Source organism: Pigmentiphaga humi, assembly GCF_900606115.1.
Lineage (GTDB): Bacteria > Pseudomonadota > Gammaproteobacteria > Burkholderiales > Burkholderiaceae_B > Pigmentiphaga > Pigmentiphaga humi.
Genome location: NZ_UWPJ01000012.1, coordinates 125324 through 145722 on the forward strand (window position 1 = coordinate 125324; position 20399 = coordinate 145722).

Here is a 20399-nt window from a genome sequence, read left to right on the forward strand (position 1 = left end):
GAACAAGACCCGGCCCCTGCCTGCCCGCCGCTGCGGTCTGCTCACGGGAAAACCCGGATGAAGGAATGATATCCGCCGCGGGTCGTAACATACGCGGTGTGAAGAAACATTTCAATTACTATTCTGTTAACTGCGGCGCCGCAACCACGAAGCATCGTCCCGCTGGCAAAACAGACAGTAAGATCACCGAACTCCGCGGCTGGTGCCCCCGCCGCGGCCTCTCCGCCCTGCCCGCGTCCTCCATGCCGTTCATCCAGCTCCCCTTCTGCCGTTCCCGACCTCGCAGCGCAGCATGGCACGCGCTTGCGCTGCTGGCCTGCCTGGCGGGCTGTGCGGCGCCGCCGGCGGTGCCCGAACTTGCCACGGACGTGCCGGCGCAATGGCAGAACGCCGCCGGCGCCGGCATCGCGCCCGCCGCCGGGCCCTGGTGGCAGGCTTTCGGCGACCCCATGCTCGACCAATTGATCGGGCAGGCGCTGGCGGGGAACTTCGGCATCGCCGAAGCCCAGGCGCGCCTGCAGGCGGCGCGCAGGCTGGCAGGCGCCGCGCAGGCGCCATACCGCCCCGCCCTGGCGGCTCGCACCCGCGACGCCATCGCCGCGGATGCCAGCACCTCTTACTTCCAGGCGGGATTCGACGCCACCTGGGAACTCGGCCTGTTCGGCCGCGCCGAGAGCGTCCAGCGCCAGGCGGACGCGAGCGTCGCCGGCGCTGCGGCTTCGCTGCAGGGCGCGCGGGTCAGCGTGGCCGCCGAAGTGGCGCGCGCCTACCGGGAAATGCGGAACGCCCAGGAACGCACGCGGCTGCTGGAGCAAGCCGTGGCCGTGCAACAGCGGCGCGGCGAACTGCTGGCGGTCAGGCAGCGGGCCCGGCTGGCGGCCGGCGCCGAGCTCGACCAGGCCGGCGCCGCGCTGGAACAGGCCCGCGCGCAACTGGCCGAACCCGCCATCGCCATGCGGCAGGCGGCGCAGAGACTCGCCATGCTGCTGGGACGCGCCGCGCCCGATCCTGCCTGGCTCACCCCATCTGCCGCATCCGCGCCGGACGCGCCGGCCTATGCCGCCCTGCCCGCCGCCCCTGCCGACATGCTGCGCACCCGCCCCGACATCCAGCTGGCCCAGGCGCGGGTACTAGACGCCGCCGGCGCGCTCGGCGTGGCCCATGCCGACCTCTACCCCAGGCTCGGACTGGGCGGCTCGCTGACCGTAGCCGTCAGCAACATCGGCCGCCGCGCCTCGTCCGCCAGCCGAACGGTTTTTTCTTTCGGCCCGCTGATCGACATTCCGCTTTTTGACTGGGGCCAGCGACGCGCCGCCGAGCAGGCGCGCGACGACGAACTGGAAGCGGCGCTGCTGGCCTACCGGCAGGCGGTGCTGGAAGGCCTGTCCGAGGCCGAGTCGGCGCTGGTGGAACTGGACGAATACCGCAAGCGGCGCGAGGCCGAACAACGCGCGCTGCAGGCGCTTCGCAAAGCTGATGGGCAAGGCCGCGAACTGGTCCGGCTCAGGCTCGCCAGCGAATACGACAGCATCGACCTCGCGGCGCGGCGGGTCCAGGCCGAGCTCGCGCTGTCCGCCACCACCCTGGCGCAAGAACTGGCCTTCATCTCGCTGCACAAGGCCGTGGGCGGCGCTCCCGCCTGGACGGCCGCCGGCGCCACGCAAGCAACGTCTTCCTCTGCAGGTCCGGCGCAAACCCGCGACGGCAGCGATACGGCCGCGGACCGACTGCCCGCATCCGCCGCGCCCCGGAGCTGACCCGCATGCTCGCGCGCAAAACCCTCATCCACGAATGGCCCCGCTTCCTGCCCGCGGTGGTCGCGGTCGCCTTCTCGGGCCTGCTGCTGCTGGCGCAGGCCGGGCTGGTCCTGGGCATTTTCGGCAATGCCGCGGTCTACATCACGGGCTCGAACGCGGACCTGTGGATAGGCTCGCCGGGCACGCAAAGCATAGACCAGGGGCTGCCGCTGTCGCCCGAGGTCGAACTGCCCATGCGCATGGATCCGGCCGTCGCCGCGATCGAGCCCTTCTACCTGCGCTATGCGGAATGGCGCAACCCGGAGGCCGGCGGCGGCATGAGCGTGGCCGTCTCCGGTATCGACGTGCGGCCGCAGGCCCTGCTGTTCGCCAAGGTGCTGTCCGCCGACCTGCGCGCCCGCCTGGCCGAAACCGGCACCATCATCGTCGATCGCGCCGACCTCGACAAACTCGGCGCGCGGCTGGGCGGACAGGCATCGCTGAACGGCCACCCCGTGCGCATCGTCGGCGTCACCCGGGGCCTGCGCGCGCTGGACGGCGCCAACGTGCTGGCCTCGGCCGACACCGCGCGCCTGATCAGCGCGCCCGGCGACGGCGACCTGCCCACGTATTTCGCCGCCCGCCTGCGCGATCCCCGTCAGGCAGAGACGGTGCGCCAGCGGCTGTCCGGCCACCGCAGCTTCGGCGCCTACGAAGTCTGGACCAGCGAGGCCTTCTCCAAGACGACGCAGCTCTACTGGCTGCTGCAGACCGGCGCCGGCGCGGGCGTGCTGTTCCTGGCGGGAGTGGTCTTCCTGGCAGGCGCGGCCATCACCAGCCAGACCTTGATCGCCGCCATCGCGGGATCGCTGCGGGCCTATGCCACGCTCAAGGCCATGGGCGTCAGCGCAGCATCGCTGCGCAACGTCGTATTGCAGCAAGCCTTCGGCGTCGGCGTCACCGGCGTCGCGCTGGCCGCGCTGTTGTGCGCCGCCCTGCTCGCCGTCGCGCGGCACCAGAATGTCCCGGTGCGTATGACGCCCGGCGTCGCCCTGATCTGCGGCGCCCTCGTCATGGCCATCGCGCTGATCTCCGGCCTGCTGGCCGTGCGCCGGGTGCAAAAGGAAGATCCTGCATCGTTGCTGAGGTAATGTCTCCCCCTACGCGCTGGCGCGCGCTCTCCAGGGGGCGAAGCGGGTGGACCGGCAAAGCCGGATCCACCGCTTCCTGGGTCTTGATAGGGTGTCTTGGATCAAGGCCCATACGTTCTGTTGTTGCAGAAGCCCGAGAAGGCTAATCCCTTATGGGCGGGGTATCGGCGGGCCAGTCGCGGGCGGTGGTGAATTTCGTCAGCAACTGACGGGGGTCGATGTCCATGGGCGCCAGCGCGGGCTGCAGGGCCCGGGCTTGACGGGATACCGTGTCGAGGCCGGGCAATTCGCCCGCGGTCGCCAGGATGACGCGGTTGGCGCTGCGCAGGTTGTAGAACTCGCCGAACACCGCGGCGTAGGTGGCCGACTCGGCCGCGTACGAGCCGCTGGATGAAAACGTATTGGCAGCCAGCACGCCTCCGGCCGGCAGCAGCGTGCGCACTTCGCGCACGAATTCCAGCGTGGACAGATGGCGCGGGATGTAGGTCTCGTCGAAGGCGTCGAGCATCACGATGTCGTAGCGCTCGCCGCGGCGCGCGGCGTCCTGCACGAACGCGCGGCCGTCGGCCACGTGCACCCGCATGCGCGGCCCCGGGACGAAGCCGAAAAAGCGCTCGGCCACGCGCGCCACCGCCGGATCGATCTCCACCACGTCGATGCGCGCGGCGGGCAGCGCCCGCGCCAGCGCCATCGGCAGGCTGCCGCCGCCGAGGCCGATGATCAGGATACGCTGGGGGTCGGGGCGCAGGTAGAGCGCGCCCATCATCATCCGGGTGTAGTCGAACAGCAATTGCTGCGGCCGCGCCGGCACCTGGCAGCTCTGGCGGCCGAGCGCATGCACGCCGCCGAACTTCATGCAGCGTTCGCCGCCGGACTCGTAAACGACGATGTCCTCGAACAGCGATTTTTCTTTATGGAGAATGGTCTGCGCCGGCAGCGGCATCGCCGCCGCCAGCGCCAGCAACCCCCAGCACGCCTTCAGGCGCGAGTGCCGCATCGACATGGGACAGGCTCCCGCGTCCTTGCGGCCGGGAGTGCGTCATTGATTGAGGAGAATGCTGGCGATGACGCCTGAAGCAATCGCCACCAGCAGGTATTCGGGGCCGACCTGCACCCACTGGTAGCCTGCCCCGGGCGGCGCCAGCCGGCGGGCGCGCCAGTCATGCACCACATAATAACCGCCGCGATGGTAGTGAGGCAGGCGATCGCCGCGCACCCAGCGAGCCGGAGGCGGCGCCCAATGCGCCACGGGCGGGCGCGGGGGCGGCGCCCAGCGCTGCACGACGCGCGGCGCACTCCGGTAACCGTCGCGATAGCCCGCGCGATAGTCCCGGTCCGGGCCGCCCCGGCGGTGGTCGTGCCGGTCATAATGCCCCTGGCCCTGCCAGCCGCGCGGGCCCTGGCCCCGGTGGTCGTCCCTGGCCTGGGCCGCAGATCCCAGCGCGATACCGATGCAAGCCACCGCAACGACGATTGTTTTCTTCACCATGACACTGCTCCCGATCAAGCGCGAAAGGCGGCGGCCTGCATAGGGGACCAAGCACACCAAGCTTTCGTGAAACTGACTGTACATCGGCTCACCGGGAACAATGCGGCATACAAGTAAACAAACGTGAATGGCGGAAGAGACGCGGCGGGTTAAGGAATCCGCCTGGTTTCATCCTCCGTCCCGAGCAAAAGCACGACTGCTGAAGACGGCTCGCGGATAGCCGCCGCGAGCCCGGCCTCCGAACTTACGCCAACCTTACAAAAACTTACAGCCAGGATTCGCTATCGACGGCTTTCGGCCGTGCGCGCGGCTAACGGATTCCTTTCAACGGAAGGACTAACCGAGGCGCTATTACTACCCCTGACATCCCCGGTTTGGTGCGGCTGCCCTGGATTTGTGCACTGCAATATTTTTGCTGACGAACCCGGCGCGCGAGGCTACGATGAATGGACCGTTTACCTATTCAGGGACCATGCGATGCTCAACCCGACGCGCGCCATCCCTCGCGACGCCCTTTTATCCGCCGCCATCGCCATCCGGTCGGAACTGCAATTCCGCTACCACGGCGCCGACCGCGTGGCCCATCCGCACTCGCTGGGCGCCACCTCCGACGGCACCCTGGTGGTCATTGGCTGGCAGATGGCCGGCCGCCCCGGCGATCCGCCCGGATGGCGGCTGTACAGCGTAGAAAAGATGAACCGCCTGGCGCGCACCGGCAGGCGGTTCGACCCCCTGCCGGCACCGCCGCACAAACTCAGCGGCCTCATCAGGACCCACTACGAGGACACCGGCCTGCCGGATGAGGAAACCGACATCCGGAATGTGCTGCCGCCGCTGGCTACGGAACAGCGCAGAAGCCGCAGCCGGGGGCGCTACCTGAGGGCCGTGTGATGGGCGCACCCCCCGGGAGCGCCACCCTCGCCCGCGTTCAGCCTGCAGCGCTCGGCGCGCAAGACTTGCCCATATTGGTCTGTATGACGGCGCGGTCGGCGGCATCGGTCTTGCCGTCGTGGTTGAAGTCGTACCAGCTGGATTGGGCGACGCCCTCGTACAGGTTCAATTGGCTGAGTTCCGTCCAGTTGTCCAGGTCCTTCTGGTCGACCACGCCGTCGCGGTTGCCGTCGCCCGGGCAGTTGAGCGTGTCGTAGTTGTAGTTGTAGCTCGCTACCTGGTCCCGCTTGTCCATTTCGGCCTTCAGCGTAGCGTAGGCTTGCTGCGGCTCGGCGTCCAGGGGGGAGGTAATGGTGGGCGAACCCGTGGCGATGGCGCTGCCGCTTCTGTCCAGCGTGGGATTGGGAACGGCCATGTCGATCCGGTAAAGCTCGTCGGTGTTCGTGTTTTCCACGTACGTCGAGTTGATCGGATTGGCGGTGTCCAGCGTATAGGTCTTGCGGTTCAGGCGCACCAGTTTATAGGTGCCGTCGCTGACCGCTTTTTGCGAATCGGGCAGGACATCCACCGCATCGTCCGCATTCAAGGCCTGGCGGTAGGACAGCACCTGGCCGCATTGGCTGAAGCCTTCCGCGGGCACGCCCGTCAGCCCGGAGTCGGCGCCGTACCAGACGCCGCTCTGGTCTTCGCACAAGGCCTTGTTCGGGAAGATGGTGAAGCAGGCCTTGGCGCCCTCCACGACGCAAGGCTGGGGCGTGATGTCGGTGGACGGGTTGGTGAAGTTGGTGCCCATTTCGGAGAAGTTCAGGGTGCGGATGGCGCTTTGGCCCGGGGTGGTCAGGTAGGCCAGCATGGGCTGGGCGTCCACCGGGCGGTTGGCGGGCACGCTGGCTTTGACGTCGGCCCCGGCGATTTCCGCGAACAATTGGTAGAGGTCGGGCGAACTGACCTGGTGCGGGACTTCACGGCCCGGCTCTTTCACTACCGGACCGGCCACCAGCAAGGGCACCGACACGCCGGTCTGGTAGGGGAAGCCCTTGGCGCGGGTGGGATCGAACTGGCCCGGCGCGGTGAACTTCACGCTGTTGACGTAGGTGCCGTTGTCGCCCATGACGACCACCATGGTGTTGGTCTTCTCCGGCTGGTAGTTGAGGGTGCCGTCGTCGTTCCAGGTGGCCAGCTTCAGCTCGACCAGCAGGCGGCCGATTTCCTTGTCCATGGCCTCCACCATCAGGTTGGTGACGATGTGGTCATCGATCAGGGCCGTGATCTGGCCGGGGGCGCCTTCGATATCGCTGGCGGGCGAGCAGAGCAGGTTGTCGTTGCGGCCGAAGGTGGATTCCGAGACCAGCGACAGGGGCGGCACTTGCAAGGGGGCATGGATGGCGGAATAGCCCACCGACATCATCCAGGGCGTGTCCTTGGACTGCTCGTTGGCCCAGGCCACGGCGCGGTCGGTCTCCATGGTGCTGCGGTAGCCGCGCGCGGACGGGTCGGCCGCCGTGACCTTGCGCGAGCTGCCGTCGGCCCAGCTTTGGATGAACTCGCCGGTGTAGTAGCCGTTCTGCGCGCTGAAGTCGATGTAGCCGGGCCGGGTGCTCTGGCAGGACTGAGCGGGGTCGAAGATGCCCCCGCGCTCCATGCAGCTGCGACCGGGCGTAGCGATGTCGCCGCTGCGGGCAATGGACTCGCAACTGCCGGTGGCGAAATAGCATGCGCCGCTATCGGCGCCGTTGGCCGGGTCCATCGTCGTGTTCGACACGAAGCCGCATTTGTACGTGCCCTCTTCCACGGTAGCCAGGCCTGCCCGGGTGTCGATGGGATAAGGCGCGCCGTCGAGGTAGCCGTCGAAGTAGTCCCAGCCCAGCTTCCACATGGTCTGGTGGCCGTAAGGCAGGTTGGCGGCGGTGCCCAGGTCGGTGCCGGTCAGGTGCATCTTGCCGATCAGCGCGCTGGTATAGCCCTGGGTGTGCAAGAGCTTGGGCAGAGTGACTTCGTAGGGGGAAATCTCGGAATTGGCCAGGTCGGTGGACACCACCGCGTTCAGGATGTTGGTGCTCGACGGGTAGCGGCCGGTGAAGAAAGTCGCGCGGGTGGGGGTGCAAGTGGGCATGGCCCACGCATTGCGGAACTGCAGGCCCGCCTTGGCGATGGCCGTCAGGTTGGGCGTCTTGGGCGGCACGGCGCCGCCGTAGCCGTAGGAGGTCATTTGATCGAGGCCGAAGTCGTCGATCACGATGAACAGGATATTGGGCTTCTGCTCCGCCTGCGGCGAGGGTTTGGAGCCGCTGTCGTCCGAACAGCTCGACAGCAGCAGGACGGACGCGGCTGCCGCGCCCAGGATGACCGGTTTGCCACGCAGAATCGTTTTCATGCTTGCTCTCCCTTTCAAGTCCTGACCAGCCGGAATCCCAGGTGGGACATGGGGCTATAGGGGTCCGAGCCGCGCCGGGCACTGGGCCGGTACGACAGGCAGTAGTCTTCGTTGCACAGGAAGGAGCCCCCGCGGATGACCCGTTTGGGGGCGTTGAGCGGAACGCCGGGCTCGCTCGGGTCGTAGGACTCGCCGGGCCCCAGGGGGTTGTCGATCGGGTGCCGCTTCAGCTTGGCCTGCTGCGCGAAGTAGTCGGCGCGATACCAGTCGGCCACCCACTGCCAGGCGTTGCCGGTCATGTCCAGCAGTCCGTAGCCATTGGGCGGAAAAGTGCCCGCCTCGAGCGTGCCGACCGCGCCGCCTGCGCGCGGGCTGACTACAGGAAAGCGGCGCTCGCTCACGTCCCAGTAATTGGCCTGGCGCGCGCCGTCCACCAGCAGTTCGTCGCCCCAGCCGTAGGTGGCCTGTTCCAGGCCGCCGCGCGCGGCGAATTCCCATTCGGCCTCGGTGGGCAGGCGCTTGCCCGCCCACTTGGCATAGGCCAGCGCGTCGGGGTAGCTGATCTGGACCACCGGATGGCGGCCCTTGCCTTCGATGGAGCTGTCCGGCCCGTGGGGATGGCGCCAGTCCGCGCCGGGGACGTAGCGCCACCACCGGCTGTAGTCGTCCAGCCGCACGGGCCTGTCGGTGCCGACGAACACCATGGCCCCGGGCACCAGCACGTCGGCGGGCGGGCGCGGCGTGCCGGGCGGCAGCTGCACGCGTATGCTTTCCCAGTCCGGCTTCTGTTCCGCGGTGGTGACGTAGCCGGTTTCCTGGACGAAGCGGGCGAACTGGTCGTTGGTGACGTGCGCGACGTCCATCCAGAAGCCCGCCACGCGCACGTCATGCGTGGGGCGTTCGTTCGGATAGGCCAGCTTGTGGTCGCTGCCCATCAGGAACACGCCGCCCGGCACCCAGGCCATGTCCTTGGGCGTGTCGACGCCGTCGCCGAGGACGATGCGCGGTTTTTGCGCGGGCCGGCTGCGCCAGGCCTGCCAGCCCAGCGCGCCGCCGGCGCCCGCGGCCGCCAGGGCCACTCCGCCGACCAACAGGCGCCGGCGGCTGTGTTTGGGGTCAGTAGATGCCATGGCTCTTGGGGCAGGTCTTGCCCAGGTTGGCCTGAACGATCGCGCCGTCGGCGTCGTTCGTCAGTCCATCGAGCACATTGTTGATCACGAAGTCGTAGACGCTGGACAGGCCCCATTCCTTGGCCAGCCGGCTCCAGTTGGACAGGTCCTGCTCATCGACCACGCCGTCGCGGTTGCCGTCGCCCGGGCAGTCCGGATCGGCGGCGAGCATGTCGTCGAGCTTGGCGCGCAGATCGGCGTACGCGGACTGGGTCTCGGCGCTCTGTGCCGGCAGCAGGTTGCGGTCCGGCGTGTCGAGCAGGGGCGCGGGCGCGGCCTGGTCGACCTCGTACAGCTCCTCGGTGACGACCGAGGTGCCGCTGTCGCTGGCGGAATCGTAGGCCTGGCGGGTATTGCGGACCAGCTTGTAGCGGTCGTCGCGGATCGCGGCCGAGATCTCGGGCAGGATCTCGAGCTGATCGCGGTCGGCCTTGTAGAGCGCCTGGTTGACGCTCCAGCATGAGTCGTAGCCGGCGCCGCCATTGGGAACCACCGAGGGATCGTCGTAGCCTGCGCCCCACCAGATGCCCTGGTTGTCCTCGCAGACGCTCTTGGAGACCGGGATCTGGGTGCAGCTCGTATTGATCACGCAAGCGCCGTTGCGGCCGCCGTCGGCCTGCAGGTTGTAGCCGCCGATGGTGAAGTTGACGGTGCGCAGGCTGGGCTGGTCGGGGTGGGTCAGATAGGGCAGGATGGCGACCGAGTCGATCGTGCGCGGCACTGCCGCATGCGCGTCGATGCCGGCCACTTCGCCGAAGAACTGGAACAGATCCACCATGTTGACCATGTGATCGACTTCGCGGTCGGGCTGCGCGACCAGGGGCCCGGCGATGATGAGCGGATCCCAGACGCCGGTCTGGTAGGCCGTGCCCTTGGCCTGCGAGCCGCTGAACGGCAGCTTGACCGCCGAGCCCAGCGTGCCGTTGTCGCCGACGATCACGATCACCGTATTGGCGGCCTTCGGGTCGTACTGCAACTGGCCGTCGTCGCCGCGCCGCGCGAGCCCGGTTTCCACCATCAGGCGGCCGAATTCGGTATCCAGGGCCTCGGTCATCTGGTCCTGGATGAGGCGGCCCGTGAGCGAACCGTTGCAGTCCCAGCCGTCGGCGACCGCGTTGCCGCTGACCGGCACCAGGCTGCGGGGCGGCTGCTGCCAGGGCGTATGGGCCGCGCTATAGCTGACGGTTGCCATCCACGGCCGCGTGGATGGACGCGACTTGATCCAGTCGATGGCGGCGTCGGTCTCGATACGGGTGCGATAGCCGCGCGAACGCGGGTCGCTGAGCGGGACTTCCGTGACCTTGCCATCGTCGATGATCACCAGCGGCGAGACGTAATAGGCGTTCTCGCGCTTGAAATCGAGCGTGGCCGGCGCCGTGCCGCAGCTCTGGTTGGGCACGAAGATGCCGCCCGCGGACAGGCATTGCAGGCCGGCGGCATCCTGCAGGGGCGAAGTGCGGCTGACCGTCGTACAGCTCTTGTCGGCCTGGTAGCAGGCGCCGCTGTCCGCTCCGCCGGCGGCCTGGCCCGGCACGAAGCCGCAGGCATAGGTTTTCTCGGCGGCGATGCCGCCCGCGGTCGAGTCGATCGAGCCGGGCAGCCCGCCGATCCAGCCGTAGAAGTGATCCCAGCCCAGCACGCTGGGCGTGGCGTTGCCGGCCTCGTTGTTCTCGGGGCCGGCCAGGTGGAACTTGCCGAACATCGCGCTTTCGTAGCTGGCCTGTTTGAGCAGCTTGGGCACCGTCGTTTCGTAGGGCGAGACCTGCGAGTTGGCGAGATCGTTGGGCCCGATGGCCTGGTAGATGCGGGTACGGGTGGGGTAGCGGCCGAGGAAGAAGGCGGCCCGGCCCGGCGAACACTCCGGCATCGACCAGGTATTGCGGAAGCGCACGCCGGCCGCGGCAACCGCGCCGATGTTGGGCATGCTGGGAGCGGTGGCGCCGCCATAGCCGAAGGCGGCCATCTGGTCGATGCCCACGTCGTCCATCACGACGAACAGGATATTGGGCGGAAGCGTCTCCGGACCGTCCGCCTGGCTGTCGCCGCCGGACCCGCCGCAAGCGGCCAGGCCGGCGAGCGCGGCGGCCCCCATCGCCGACGCCAGGCGCCGGATGTGCATTCTCATTCTTCTTCCCCTGGGTTCACATGCAGCTGACTGGGCGAATCTTATTCGGCAGGGGCCGCCTGCTAAATACCATGTACATGGTATGGCCCGCGAAATTCCCTCTGCGATACTTATGGACACTCGAGAAAAGCGCGCTCGCCATGGGCCTGGGATGACAGGCCCGGCGGGTGCGGCCAGGAGATTTCCAGCAATGAAGCGCCCGCTCAAAATAGTGCTGACCGAAGATGACGGGCCGATACGCGAGCGCCTGGCCCGGATCGTCGGCGAATGGCCCGAAGCGGATCTTTGCGCGGCGTGCGCCACGCTGGAAGAAACCTTGATCGCCATCGGGGCCAATGAGATCGACCTCCTGATCACCGATCTCAAACTGCCGGACGGCAGCGGCATCGACGCCATCCGCTTCCTGGCCAAGAAACAGCCGAAAGCCGAGGCGATGGTCATTTCCATCCTGGCGGACGAGCGCTCCGTGCTCGATGCGATCGAGGCGGGCGCCTCCGGCTACCTCCTCAAAGACGCCGATTCGATCGACCTGCTCGATGCGATCAGCGACGTCATGGCAGGCCGTTCGCCGATTTCCTCGCGCATCGCCCGCGTTCTCGTCCGCCGCCTGTCCGAGCGGGGCCATGCGCCCGGCGACGAGGAGCAGGAAAAGGGCAAGCCCTCCCTGACCGAACGCGAAATGGATATTCTGTGGGGCATCGCCAAGGGCTTCACCTATAGCGAACTGGCCGACAAACTCTCCATTTCCAGGCAGACGGTCCCGGTCCACATCCGCAACATCTATCGCAAACTCCAGGCCACCAATCGCTCCGAGGCCGTTTTCGAGGCGGCGAGACTCGGGCTCATCAAACTGTAATGGGAATACACACACGCCGGATCCCCGGAGGGATCCGTACGCGCCGGCCGTCCAGGCACGGCAAGCCGGCCGCCTGGATATTCCTGATCGCCCTGACGGCCGCGATCGGCATGCTGCCCCACCTCCTGCGCTTTTCCCCGCCTGCCGGGGCGCTGACGATCAAAGAGGCCCGCTTCGGCCTGGAGGGCAGCGCTCACGAAGAAACGGTTTCCCTGCCGCACACGTGGACGCCGGAAACGCTCTACGACCTCACGACCGGCGACTATCGCCTCTCCTTTCGGGCCCCGGGCGCATCCGACGAGCCGATGTTTCTTTTCATCCCCGCCGCTCGCCATCTGATCGAAGCGTGGGTGAACGGCCAGAGAACGATCCCGGCGCCGGATACCCCATGGTCGACGCCCACCAGCGGCTATTCCTTTCTGGCGCGCATCCCCGACGGCGCGGTCGGCGAGGGCGACAACGAAATCCTGCTGCGGCAAACCCGCAGAATCGGGTGGCTGCCGGGCCGCCTCTCCCAGGTCAGCGTGGGAACGGCCGAGGCCGTCATGCCGACGTACAAGCTGTCGAACTTCCTGATCGAAGAGCTGCGCGCCATGACCTTCGCGCTGCACATCGTTCTGACGGTCGGCATCGCCAGCATCTGGACCGCACGCAGGCACGATCCGGTTTTTCGATGGCTTGCCTTGATCTCGATCACCAGCATCCTGGTCGTCATCACGCAATCGCCGCATGCCGGACTGGGCGCCCTGGGACAGTTCCAGGCGACCTCCGCCATGTCCGCAGTCGGCCTGATGGCGCTCGGCATGGCACTGGCCATTGCAGGACTGCCCCGCCCCCGGCTGTTGCTCCCGGCCGTCGTCCTCGTGCCGGCCACCCTGCTGATTCTGGGACAGGCCGGGCTGCTCCGGTTCCAGGTGATCGGGCTTCTGAGCGCCTCCATCACGCTTGCCGCCTATCTCGCCGCCACCGTCATCCTGGCGCATCAATTCGCTCGAAAAAGAAACTGGGACGCCGCGATCATGGCCGGCCCCTGCGCGCTGACGGTCTGGTTCGGGCTGCACGACATCCTCGTGGTGACAGGGCGGTACGACGACCCCTTCCTGTTCGCCTCGTACGCCCGGACATTGATGCTGGTGGCCATCATGATCATCCTGATGAGCCGCCTGGCCCGCAGCCTCAACAGCCTGGACACCGCCAACGACACGCTCCGGCAAAGGCTCGCGGCGCGGGAAGCGGAACTGGGACTGCTGCACGAAAAGGAAAAGATCCACGCCAACCAGATGGTCCGCGAACACGAGCGCCAGCGCCTGATGCAAGACCTGCACGACGGCATGAGCGGCCACCTCGTCGCCATCATCGCCCTTGCCGAACGCAACAAGGAAGGAGGCCAGGCCATCGAGCGCGCGGCCCGGGCCGCGCTCGACGACCTCAGGCTGGTCGTCCATTCCCTGGATCTCGGCGACGGCGACCTGGGCGTCGCACTGGCGGCCTTTCGCGAAAGACTCGAGCCGCAACTGCGGCGATTGGGCATCGAATTCCACTGGTCCACCGAGAAACTTCCCGCTGTGACCGGCGTCACGCCGCAAAACGCCCTTTCCGTGCTGCGCATTCTCCAGGAAGCCGTCACCAACGCCATCAAGCACGGGCCAGCCCGCCGCATCGCCATCGAAGGCAGGACGACTGAAGACAGGATGGCGGCATTGCAGGTGTCCAACGACGGCGTTCCGCAGCCTCGGATCGGCTCGGGGAACGGCCTGGGCAACATACGGCGCCGCGCCCGCGACCTGGGCGGCCGCATCGCCTTCACGCCGACCGATGACGGAGCCAGCCTGTTGCTGGTGTTTCCGGCTCGTTTGCCGGAGTGAAGAAGCGGATGGGGGGCTGCGCCGCGCGCTAATCGATCTGGATCTTCGCCTGTTGCACGACGGTCTTCCAGCGCGTCACCTCCTTGCCGAAGAAGTCGTCGAATTCGGCGGCCGTCATCGAAGACGGGTCGGCCGCGCTGGACTTCAGCAGCTCGGACACGGCCGGCGCACGGGCAGCCTCCCTGATGGATTGGTTGATCTTGTCAACGATGGGTTGCGGTGTTCCGGCAGGCGCGAATATGCCGAACCATGTCGTCACGTCGAATCCCGGAATGCCCGCCTCGGCGGCGCTCGGCACGTCGGGCAGCGCCGACGAGCGCTTGTCTCCGCTGACGACCAGGCCGCTCAACTGTTTCGACGTGATGAACTTCGCGATATTGGCGACATCCATCGCGATCAGTTGGCAATCGTTCTTCATCACCGCCATGATGGCGGGCGCTGCGCCCGGATAGATGATGGACATGAATTCCGTTTTCGTCTGCAGGCGGAACAGTTCCGCGAACAGGCGGCTCGACGTGCCCGACGATGCCGCGTTCAGGCTGCCCGGCCGCTCGCGCAGCAATGCCAGGAACTTCGGCAGAGAACCGTCGCCCGTCGCGTTGTTGGCCGCGATCACGAAAGGCATGCTCATTACCTGCGCCACGGGGCGCAGGTTCTCCGGCCGGTACAAGGCCTTGCTGTACACGCTGGGATTCATGGCGATGGCCGACGTGTCGATCAGGATGGTGTAGCCGTCCGGCGCCGCGCGCGTCAGGTTCTCCACCGCGATCATGCCCGATGCCCCGGGCTTGTTCTCCACGATGACGGTTTGCCCAAGGCTGCCGGACAACTGCGCCCCCAGCGCGCGCGCCGTGGCGTCGACGGCGCCTCCCGGCGCATAGGGCACCAGCAGCCTGATCGGTTTCGAAGGGTAGGCATCCGCGCCGGCGGCGGACTGATGTCCGCCCGCCAGGGCCAGCATGGCCGCCAATATCCGTGCATGCGAGGCGACTCGTTTCATGTCGTGTCTCCGTATCGTGCGTGGCCCTTCTTCGTGGGCGTTTGTGTTGGCGAAGCGAAACCCGGGTGCGGACTCAGAGGTAGAGCGGGTCCAGGGCGGGACGGCCGCGAATGAGATCGGCGGCTTTCTCGGCGATCATGATGACCGCCGCATTGATATTTCCGCCGACCAGATCGGGCATCACCGACGCGTCGACCACCCGCAAGCCCTCGACTCCCCTCACCCTCAGTTGCTCGTCGACCACCGCGCCGGGATCCGACGCCGGCCCCATGCGGCAGGTGCCCAGCGGGTGGTGCACGGTCGATAGCGACGACCGGATGTGCGCGTCGAGTTCCTCGTCGGTGTTCGCGCCGGGGCCCGGCGCCAGTTCGGCATCGATGAAAGCTTGCAAAGGCGCCTGCCGCGTCACGGTGCGCAACAGCCGCAAGCCCGCCCGCAGCGTCCGCCAGTCGGCATCGCGCGAGAGAAAGTTCTGGTGGATGCGGGGCGGCGCGAGCGGGTTCTTGCTCGACAGACCGATGTGCCCGCGGCTTTCCGGATGCAGGACGGCGGCCCGGAACACGAATCCGTCGTCGAAGGGCTTGATGAACGGGCTCAGATAAGGACGCGCGCTGCCAAGCGGCGCGGCCGACATCAGGAACTGCACATCCGGCGCCGCCTGCTCGGCCGAGGTGCGCACGAAGGCGCTGACGCCGCCGGGCAGGTCGGTAGCCATTCCCGATCCCAGCAGGAACGCCCGCGCCATGTGCACGGCGATCCGGTCGAAACGCATGGCGCGATGGAAGGGGCCGGGATGTTTGCGCCGGAAAAGCAGTGGCGCGGAAATATGGTCCTGGAGGTTCTTGCCCACTCCCGGCAGATGCGCCCTGCTGGCGACATCGTGCCTGGCGAGTTCGGCGGCGTCGCCTATGCCAGAAAGCATCAACAGCTTGGGGGTATTGGCGACGCCCGAGCAAACGATGATTTCGCGGTTCGCGCGCGCCACGGCGGTTCTACCCCGGCGGAGGTACTCGATGCCCGTGGCGCGCGAGCCATCGAATTCGATGCCCAGCGCCATCGCGCCCACCACGACCTCGAGATTGCGACGCTTCAGCGCCGGCTTCAGGTAGGCCGTCGCCGCGCTGCACCGCCTGCCGTTGGCGATGGTCGCCTGATAGCGGCCCAGCCCCTCCTGCCCGCTCGCATTGAAGTCTTCCGTGAACGGCAGCCCCGCCGCCCGCCCCGCCTCGAAATACGCGTCGACCAACGGGTCCCGATATCCGGAGAACCGGGTATGCAAAGGCCCGTCGCCGCCCCGGTAATCGTCGGCGCCGCCCGCCCACGATTCCTGTTTGCGGAAATACGGCAGCACATGCGCATACGACCACGAAGGCAATCCCATGGCTGCCCACCGGTCGTAATCCGAACGGTGGCCGCGCACGTATGCCAGCGCGTTGATCGACGACGATCCCCCGACGACCTTGCCTCGGTGAAAAGGCAAACGCCGCCCCGCAAGACTCGCCTCGGGTTCGACGTCGTACATCCAATCGTGGCGGCGCGCGACGAACAGCTTGCCCCACCCCAGCGGAATATGGATCAGCGGATCGCGGTCCCAGCCGCCCGCCTCCAGCAGCAGCACAGTGGCGTCGCGCTCCTCGGACAGGCGCCGCGCCAGCACGCACCCTGCGGAACCCGCGCCGACGATGATGTAGTCGTAGGCAGTGGCCTGCGTCACGCCTGTCCCCCGGCAACATTGATTTTGCCCGGAGCTTAGGCAATCGAAGCGACGATGGCCCTACCGTCCAGTCTCGTTATCTACCCCGCAGTCGGAAAATTCTCGCGCCGGGTGAACGCCATGGTTCAGGCCGGCGGCTGCCCAGGCACGTCCGTTGCTGAATGATGCCCACTACACAGGAGGTGTCATGAAAACCACTCATTCCATTCTGCTGGCGGGCGCCCTGGCCCTTGCTTCGCCACTCGTGCTGGCCACCGAAAGCCGCACCGACAAGGCGTTGGACGCGGCCAAACCCATTCAAGGGACAGGTCAAACCCATGACCGCGGTGCCGAGCAGAAAGGCGCGCAAGAACTTCCGTCCGGCGCGCAGACCGGCGGGATGCGATCGGGCATTCCCGATGGCGCCGGTCGCGGCGGCCAGGATCCCCATGCCAACAAGCCGAGCACGAAAGGCCCGGATCAACCGGCCAACCCGGACAATCGGCGCGGAGCCGGGACAGAGGACTCGCGCGCCCGGTCATCGCGGTAAACGTCTAATTGGGACCAGAAATGAAAGTGCCCGCTTACGCGGGCACTTTTGTAAATTCTGGTGGCGCATCCCTGATTCGAACAGGGGACCTGCGGATTATGATTCCGTCGCTCTAACCGGCTGAGCTAATGCGCCAAAAAAGCTAAGACCGCGATTATACATGGTCTGGTAAGGCGCGCAAACCCGGCTGCAAGACAGGGACAAACCCTGGGCGCCGCGCCCTGGACAGGCGAAAAAAATGGCCCGACAATCGCTTGTCGGGCCAATAGGGAGCACACAATGCCGTGCCTCAATATGCTCGCGGGGGAAGCACGGTATCGGTGTCGGATGAACCACTCTGCCAAGCGCCAGGGATCTGCGGTTTCCACCGGCGCCCGTAACGGCAAAGCAATCATCTGAGACGCCAGTCTAATGCGGGAGGACTGACAGAGTCCTGAACACCGCACAACTTGTGGCGCATGCGCGCCGGCTCCGGGCCCGACAATCCTGATGGTAAACTGGCCGATCCGCCCGCCGTATCCATGCCGCTTGCCTGCGCCCTGCCTCGCAAGCCCGGCCGGCTTTCCTTTTCATCGTTGCGCCCCCGGGCTATAACCCCGTACCGGCACCCGCCATGACCACGCCCCGCAAACTGTACATCCGCACATTCGGCTGCCAGATGAACGAGTACGACTCGGACAAGATGGCAGACGTGCTCAATGCCGAGCATCCCCTGGAACTCACCGACCGCCCCGAGGATGCCGACATCATCCTCTTCAATACCTGTTCGGTGCGCGAAAAAGCCCAGGAGAAAGTCTTCTCCGACCTGGGCCGCGCGAAGATGCTCAAGCGCGAGAAACCGGACCTGGTCATCGGCGTGGGCGGCTGTGTGGCGAGCCAGGAAGGCGCCGCCATCGTCGAGCGCGCGCCCTATGTGGACGTGGTGTTCGGGCCGCAGACGCTGCATCGCCTGCCCGAGCTGATCGAGCGCCGCCGCCGGTCCGGCGTCGCGCAGGTGGACATCAGTTTTCCCGAGATCGAGAAGTTCGACCACCTCCCGCCGGCGCGCATCGAGGGGCCGGCCGCGTTCGTGTCCATCATGGAAGGCTGCAGCAAGTACTGCAGCTTCTGTGTGGTGCCGTATACGCGCGGCGAGGAAGTGTCGCGCCCGTTCGAGGACGTATTGACCGAGATCGCCGACCTGGCGGACCAGGGCGTCAAGGAAGTGACGCTGCTGGGCCAGAACGTCAACGCCTACCGCGGCAGGATGGGCGAAAGCGGCGAGATCGCCGATTTCGCGCTGCTGCTGGAATACGTGCACGACATTCCCGGCATCGAGCGCATCCGCTACACCACCTCGCACCCCAAGGAAATGACGCCGCGGCTGATCGAGGCCTACGGCCGGCTGCCCAAGCTGGTGTCGTTCCTGCACCTGCCGGTGCAGGCCGGCAGCGACCGCGTGCTGATGGCGATGAAGCGCGGCTATACGGTGCTGGAGTTCAAGTCCATCGTGCGCAAGCTGCGCGCGGTGCGGCCCGACCTGGTGCTGTCGTCGGATTTCATCGTCGGCTTCCCCGGCGAGACGGAAGAAGATTTCGAGAAGACCATGAAGCTGATCGAGGACGTCGGTTTCGACGCGTCGTTCTCGTTCGTGTATTCGCGCCGCCCGGGCACGCCGGCCGCCGACCTGGCGGACGATACGCCGCAGGCGGTCAAGCTGGCGCGCCTGCAGCGCCTGCAAACCCGGATCAACGAGCACGCGGCCGCCATCAGCCAGGCCATGGTGGGCTCGATCCAGCGCGTGGTGGTCGAAGGGCCGTCGCGCAAGGACCCGAATGAATTGATGGGACGCACCGAAAACAACCGCATCGTCAACTTCCCGGCGCCGGCGCGCCTGCTCGGCCAGATGGCCGACATCCGCATCACGGCGGCGATGTCGCATACGCTGCGCGGCGAAGTGCTCACGCGCGGGACCGGCGAGGGCATGGCGGCATGACGGGCGGATCGACGCGCGGCGGACAGCGCCGCCCGGCTCCGGTGGTCGTCACGCTGGACGAAGACAACAACCGCCTGTCCAACCTGTGCGGGCCGCTGGACGAGAACCTGCGCCAGTTGGCCGCCGCCTACGGCGTGGAATTGTCGCGCCGCGGCCATCGCATCACGGTGGAAGGCGAGCGCGCCGACGGCGCCGCCGCCGCGCTGCTTTATCTCTACGAACGCGCCGAACAGCCGCTCACGATCGACCAGCTGCAACTGAGCCTGGTCGAGCTGGGCGCCATGACGGCCGCCCACGACGCCGACGAGGAAACGCCCGCCCTGCCCCCCTCCGGCGAATCGGAAGTCACGCTGCGCCTGCCGCGCCGGCAGGATCTGCGCGGCCGCACGCCGCGCCAGCGCGACTACCTGCGCAACATCCTGGCGCACGATATCTCGTTCGGCATGGGGCCGGCGGGCACCGGCAAAACGTACCTCGCCGTGGCCTGCGCGGTCGATGCGCTGGAGCGTGAATCGGTGCGCCGCATCGTGTTGACGCGCCCGGCCGTCGAAGCCGGCGAGCGCCTGGGCTTTCTGCCCGGCGATCTGACGCAGAAAGTCGACCCCTACCTGCGCCCGCTGTACGACGCGCTGTACGACCTGATCGGCTTCGAGCGGGTCACCAAGCTGTTCGAGAAGCAGACCATCGAGATCGCGCCGCTGGCCTACATGCGCGGGCGCACGCTCAACCACGCCTTCGTGATCCTGGACGAGGCGCAGAACACCACGCCGGAACAGATGAAGATGTTCCTGACCCGGATAGGCTTCGGCAGCAAGGCCGTCATCACCGGCGACCCCTCGCAGGTGGACCTGCCCAAGGGCCAGCGCAGCGGCCTGCTGGACGCTTCCCAGGTGCTGGCCTCGGTGCACGGCATTTCCTTTACCCAGTTCACCAGCGGCGACGTGGTGCGGCACCCGCTGGTGGCGCGCATCGTCGACGCCTACGAAAAGCATAACAAGTGACGCTCCGGCTAACCCGTGAGCACCGGAACGACTGAAATGCCTGCTTTATCTCTCTCGGTGCAATACGGCAAGGAAGAGCCCCGCCTGCCGCGCTGGCGGCTGCGGCGCTGGATCGCGCAGGCCCTGCGCGCGCCCGAACTGGCCGATGTAGCCGGCGTCGCGCTGACGCTGCGGCTGGTCGGCGCCGCCGAAGGCCGCGCCCTCAACCGCGATTTTCGCCAGCGCGACTACGCCACCAACGTGCTGACCTTCGAATACGGCGAAGGCCCCGACGGCATCGTCGCCGGCGACATCGTGCTGTGCCTGCCGATATTGGCGAGCGAAGCCAGGGCCCAGAAAAAACCGTTCCTGCACCACGCCGCCCACCTGGTCGTGCACGGCGTCCTGCACTCCCTGGGCTACGATCACCTGAACGCCCGCGATGCCAAGCGCATGGAAGCGCTGGAGACGCGCATCCTGGCCGAGATGGCAATACCCGACCCGTATCGAGTATTCTAGACTTTTGCAACTGTCCTCCAAGGACG

Annotated in this window: 16 protein-coding genes and 1 tRNA gene; 9 read left to right on the plus strand and 8 right to left on the minus strand. The window is 67.1% G+C overall.

Annotated elements, in window-relative coordinates; all coding sequences use genetic code 11:
- Positions 1-242 precede the first annotated feature (242 nt).
- Both PIGHUM_RS06925 and PIGHUM_RS06930 read left to right on the plus strand, forming a co-directional pair.
- A complete protein-coding gene (locus PIGHUM_RS06925; protein ID WP_160142193.1) occupies positions 243-1757 on the plus strand; it encodes a TolC family protein in 1515 nt (504 codons plus the stop codon).
- Between the two features lie 5 nt (positions 1758-1762).
- On the plus strand, positions 1763-2887 hold the full coding sequence (locus PIGHUM_RS06930) for an ABC transporter permease (protein ID WP_124078663.1): 1125 nt from the start codon (positions 1763-1765) through the stop codon (positions 2885-2887).
- 142 nt (positions 2888-3029) lie between these two features.
- On the opposite strand, the gene PIGHUM_RS06935 is transcribed toward PIGHUM_RS06930, so the two are convergent.
- Together PIGHUM_RS06935 and PIGHUM_RS06940 are read right to left on the minus strand one after the other, a co-directional pair.
- Positions 3030-3890, minus strand: a complete 861-nt coding sequence (locus tag PIGHUM_RS06935; RefSeq protein ID WP_124078664.1) for a spermidine synthase — start codon at positions 3888-3890, stop codon at positions 3030-3032.
- A gap of 36 nt (positions 3891-3926) precedes the next feature.
- On the minus strand, positions 3927-4376 hold the full coding sequence (locus tag PIGHUM_RS06940) for an RcnB family protein (protein ID WP_124078665.1): 450 nt from the start codon (positions 4374-4376) through the stop codon (positions 3927-3929).
- A gap of 477 nt (positions 4377-4853) precedes the next feature.
- Between PIGHUM_RS06940 and PIGHUM_RS06945 the strand changes: the two genes are divergently transcribed.
- Positions 4854-5267, plus strand: a complete 414-nt coding sequence (locus PIGHUM_RS06945) for a hypothetical protein (protein ID WP_124078666.1) — start codon at positions 4854-4856, stop codon at positions 5265-5267.
- A gap of 37 nt (positions 5268-5304) precedes the next feature.
- Here the strand turns inward: PIGHUM_RS06945 and PIGHUM_RS06950 are convergent, their stop codons facing one another.
- Genes PIGHUM_RS06950 through PIGHUM_RS06960 form a run of 3 tightly spaced genes read right to left on the minus strand, consistent with a single transcriptional unit; the run spans position 5305 to position 10935 of the window.
- Positions 5305-7641, minus strand: a complete 2337-nt coding sequence (locus tag PIGHUM_RS06950) for a sulfatase-like hydrolase/transferase (RefSeq protein WP_124078667.1) — start codon at positions 7639-7641, stop codon at positions 5305-5307.
- Positions 7642-7655: 14 nt separating this feature from the next.
- Entirely contained in the window at positions 7656-8771 is a 1116-nt protein-coding gene (locus tag PIGHUM_RS06955; RefSeq protein WP_124078668.1) for a formylglycine-generating enzyme family protein, read from the minus strand.
- On the minus strand, positions 8758-10935 hold the full coding sequence (locus PIGHUM_RS06960; RefSeq protein ID WP_246012993.1) for a sulfatase-like hydrolase/transferase: 2178 nt from the start codon (positions 10933-10935) through the stop codon (positions 8758-8760). Before PIGHUM_RS06960 ends, PIGHUM_RS06955 begins: the two co-directional genes overlap by 14 nt.
- Before the next feature lie 190 nt (positions 10936-11125).
- Here PIGHUM_RS06960 and PIGHUM_RS06965 point away from each other — a divergent pair, with 190 nt between their 5' ends.
- Positions 11126-11791 carry a LuxR C-terminal-related transcriptional regulator gene (locus tag PIGHUM_RS06965; RefSeq protein WP_124078669.1) on the plus strand — a complete coding sequence of 222 codons (666 nt, stop codon included), beginning with the start codon at positions 11126-11128 and terminating at the stop codon, positions 11789-11791.
- Positions 11791-13656 carry a sensor histidine kinase gene (locus PIGHUM_RS06970; RefSeq protein ID WP_124078670.1) on the plus strand — a complete coding sequence of 622 codons (1866 nt, stop codon included), beginning with the start codon at positions 11791-11793 and terminating at the stop codon, positions 13654-13656. The genes PIGHUM_RS06965 and PIGHUM_RS06970 overlap by 1 nt, the downstream gene beginning before the upstream one ends.
- A 28-nt stretch (positions 13657-13684) precedes the next feature.
- On the opposite strand, the gene PIGHUM_RS06975 is transcribed toward PIGHUM_RS06970, so the two are convergent.
- Both PIGHUM_RS06975 and PIGHUM_RS06980 read right to left on the minus strand, forming a co-directional pair.
- On the minus strand, positions 13685-14656 hold the full coding sequence (locus PIGHUM_RS06975) for a tripartite tricarboxylate transporter substrate-binding protein (RefSeq protein WP_124078671.1): 972 nt from the start codon (positions 14654-14656) through the stop codon (positions 13685-13687).
- A 73-nt stretch (positions 14657-14729) separates the two neighbouring features.
- Positions 14730-16370: a GMC family oxidoreductase gene (locus tag PIGHUM_RS06980; protein WP_124078672.1), complete on the minus strand. Its 1641-nt coding sequence runs from the start codon at positions 16368-16370 to the stop codon at positions 14730-14732.
- A 187-nt stretch (positions 16371-16557) separates the two neighbouring features.
- On the opposite strand from PIGHUM_RS06980, the gene PIGHUM_RS06985 reads away from it, so the two are divergent.
- On the plus strand, positions 16558-16899 hold the full coding sequence (locus PIGHUM_RS06985; protein ID WP_124078673.1) for a hypothetical protein: 342 nt from the start codon (positions 16558-16560) through the stop codon (positions 16897-16899).
- Between the two features lie 58 nt (positions 16900-16957).
- Here PIGHUM_RS06985 and PIGHUM_RS06990 read toward each other — a convergent pair.
- Positions 16958-17034, minus strand: a tRNA-Met gene (locus PIGHUM_RS06990).
- Positions 17035-17512: 478 nt separating this feature from the next.
- Here PIGHUM_RS06990 and miaB point away from each other — a divergent pair.
- The 3 genes from miaB to ybeY are packed head-to-tail and all read left to right on the plus strand — an operon-like array spanning position 17513 to position 20373.
- Complete coding sequence (gene miaB, locus PIGHUM_RS06995; protein WP_124078674.1) at positions 17513-18874, plus strand: tRNA (N6-isopentenyl adenosine(37)-C2)-methylthiotransferase MiaB; 1362 nt, start codon at positions 17513-17515, stop codon at positions 18872-18874.
- Positions 18871-19875, plus strand: coding sequence for a PhoH family protein (locus PIGHUM_RS07000; protein ID WP_124078675.1), 1005 nt, complete (start codon positions 18871-18873; stop codon positions 19873-19875). The genes miaB and PIGHUM_RS07000 overlap by 4 nt, the downstream gene beginning before the upstream one ends.
- A 36-nt stretch (positions 19876-19911) precedes the next feature.
- A complete protein-coding gene (gene ybeY, locus PIGHUM_RS07005) occupies positions 19912-20373 on the plus strand; it encodes an rRNA maturation RNase YbeY (protein WP_124078676.1) in 462 nt (153 codons plus the stop codon).
- Positions 20374-20399 lie beyond the last annotated feature (26 nt).

Excerpts from the sequence above, each read along its gene's own strand:
- PIGHUM_RS06985 (WP_124078673.1), top strand. The coding sequence starts at position 16,558 with ATGAAAACCACTCATTCCATTCTGCTGGCGGGCGCCCTGGCCCTTGCT.
- ybeY (WP_124078676.1), top strand. The coding sequence starts at position 19,912 with ATGCCTGCTTTATCTCTCTCGGTGCAATACGGCAAGGAAGAGCCCCGC.
- PIGHUM_RS06975 (WP_124078671.1), bottom strand. The coding sequence starts at position 14,656 with ATGAAACGAGTCGCCTCGCATGCACGGATATTGGCGGCCATGCTGGCC.
- miaB (WP_124078674.1), top strand. The coding sequence starts at position 17,513 with ATGACCACGCCCCGCAAACTGTACATCCGCACATTCGGCTGCCAGATG.
- PIGHUM_RS06950 (WP_124078667.1), bottom strand. The coding sequence starts at position 7,641 with ATGAAAACGATTCTGCGTGGCAAACCGGTCATCCTGGGCGCGGCAGCC.
- PIGHUM_RS06970 (WP_124078670.1), top strand. The coding sequence starts at position 11,791 with ATGGGAATACACACACGCCGGATCCCCGGAGGGATCCGTACGCGCCGG.
- PIGHUM_RS06925 (WP_160142193.1), top strand. The coding sequence starts at position 243 with ATGCCGTTCATCCAGCTCCCCTTCTGCCGTTCCCGACCTCGCAGCGCA.
- PIGHUM_RS06960 (WP_246012993.1), bottom strand. The coding sequence starts at position 10,935 with ATGAGAATGCACATCCGGCGCCTGGCGTCGGCGATGGGGGCCGCCGCG.
- PIGHUM_RS06965 (WP_124078669.1), top strand. The coding sequence starts at position 11,126 with ATGAAGCGCCCGCTCAAAATAGTGCTGACCGAAGATGACGGGCCGATA.
- PIGHUM_RS07000 (WP_124078675.1), top strand. The coding sequence starts at position 18,871 with ATGACGGGCGGATCGACGCGCGGCGGACAGCGCCGCCCGGCTCCGGTG.
- PIGHUM_RS06930 (WP_124078663.1), top strand. The coding sequence starts at position 1,763 with ATGCTCGCGCGCAAAACCCTCATCCACGAATGGCCCCGCTTCCTGCCC.
- PIGHUM_RS06935 (WP_124078664.1), bottom strand. The coding sequence starts at position 3,890 with ATGTCGATGCGGCACTCGCGCCTGAAGGCGTGCTGGGGGTTGCTGGCG.
- PIGHUM_RS06945 (WP_124078666.1), top strand. The coding sequence starts at position 4,854 with ATGCTCAACCCGACGCGCGCCATCCCTCGCGACGCCCTTTTATCCGCC.
- PIGHUM_RS06955 (WP_124078668.1), bottom strand. The coding sequence starts at position 8,771 with ATGGCATCTACTGACCCCAAACACAGCCGCCGGCGCCTGTTGGTCGGC.
- PIGHUM_RS06940 (WP_124078665.1), bottom strand. The coding sequence starts at position 4,376 with ATGGTGAAGAAAACAATCGTCGTTGCGGTGGCTTGCATCGGTATCGCG.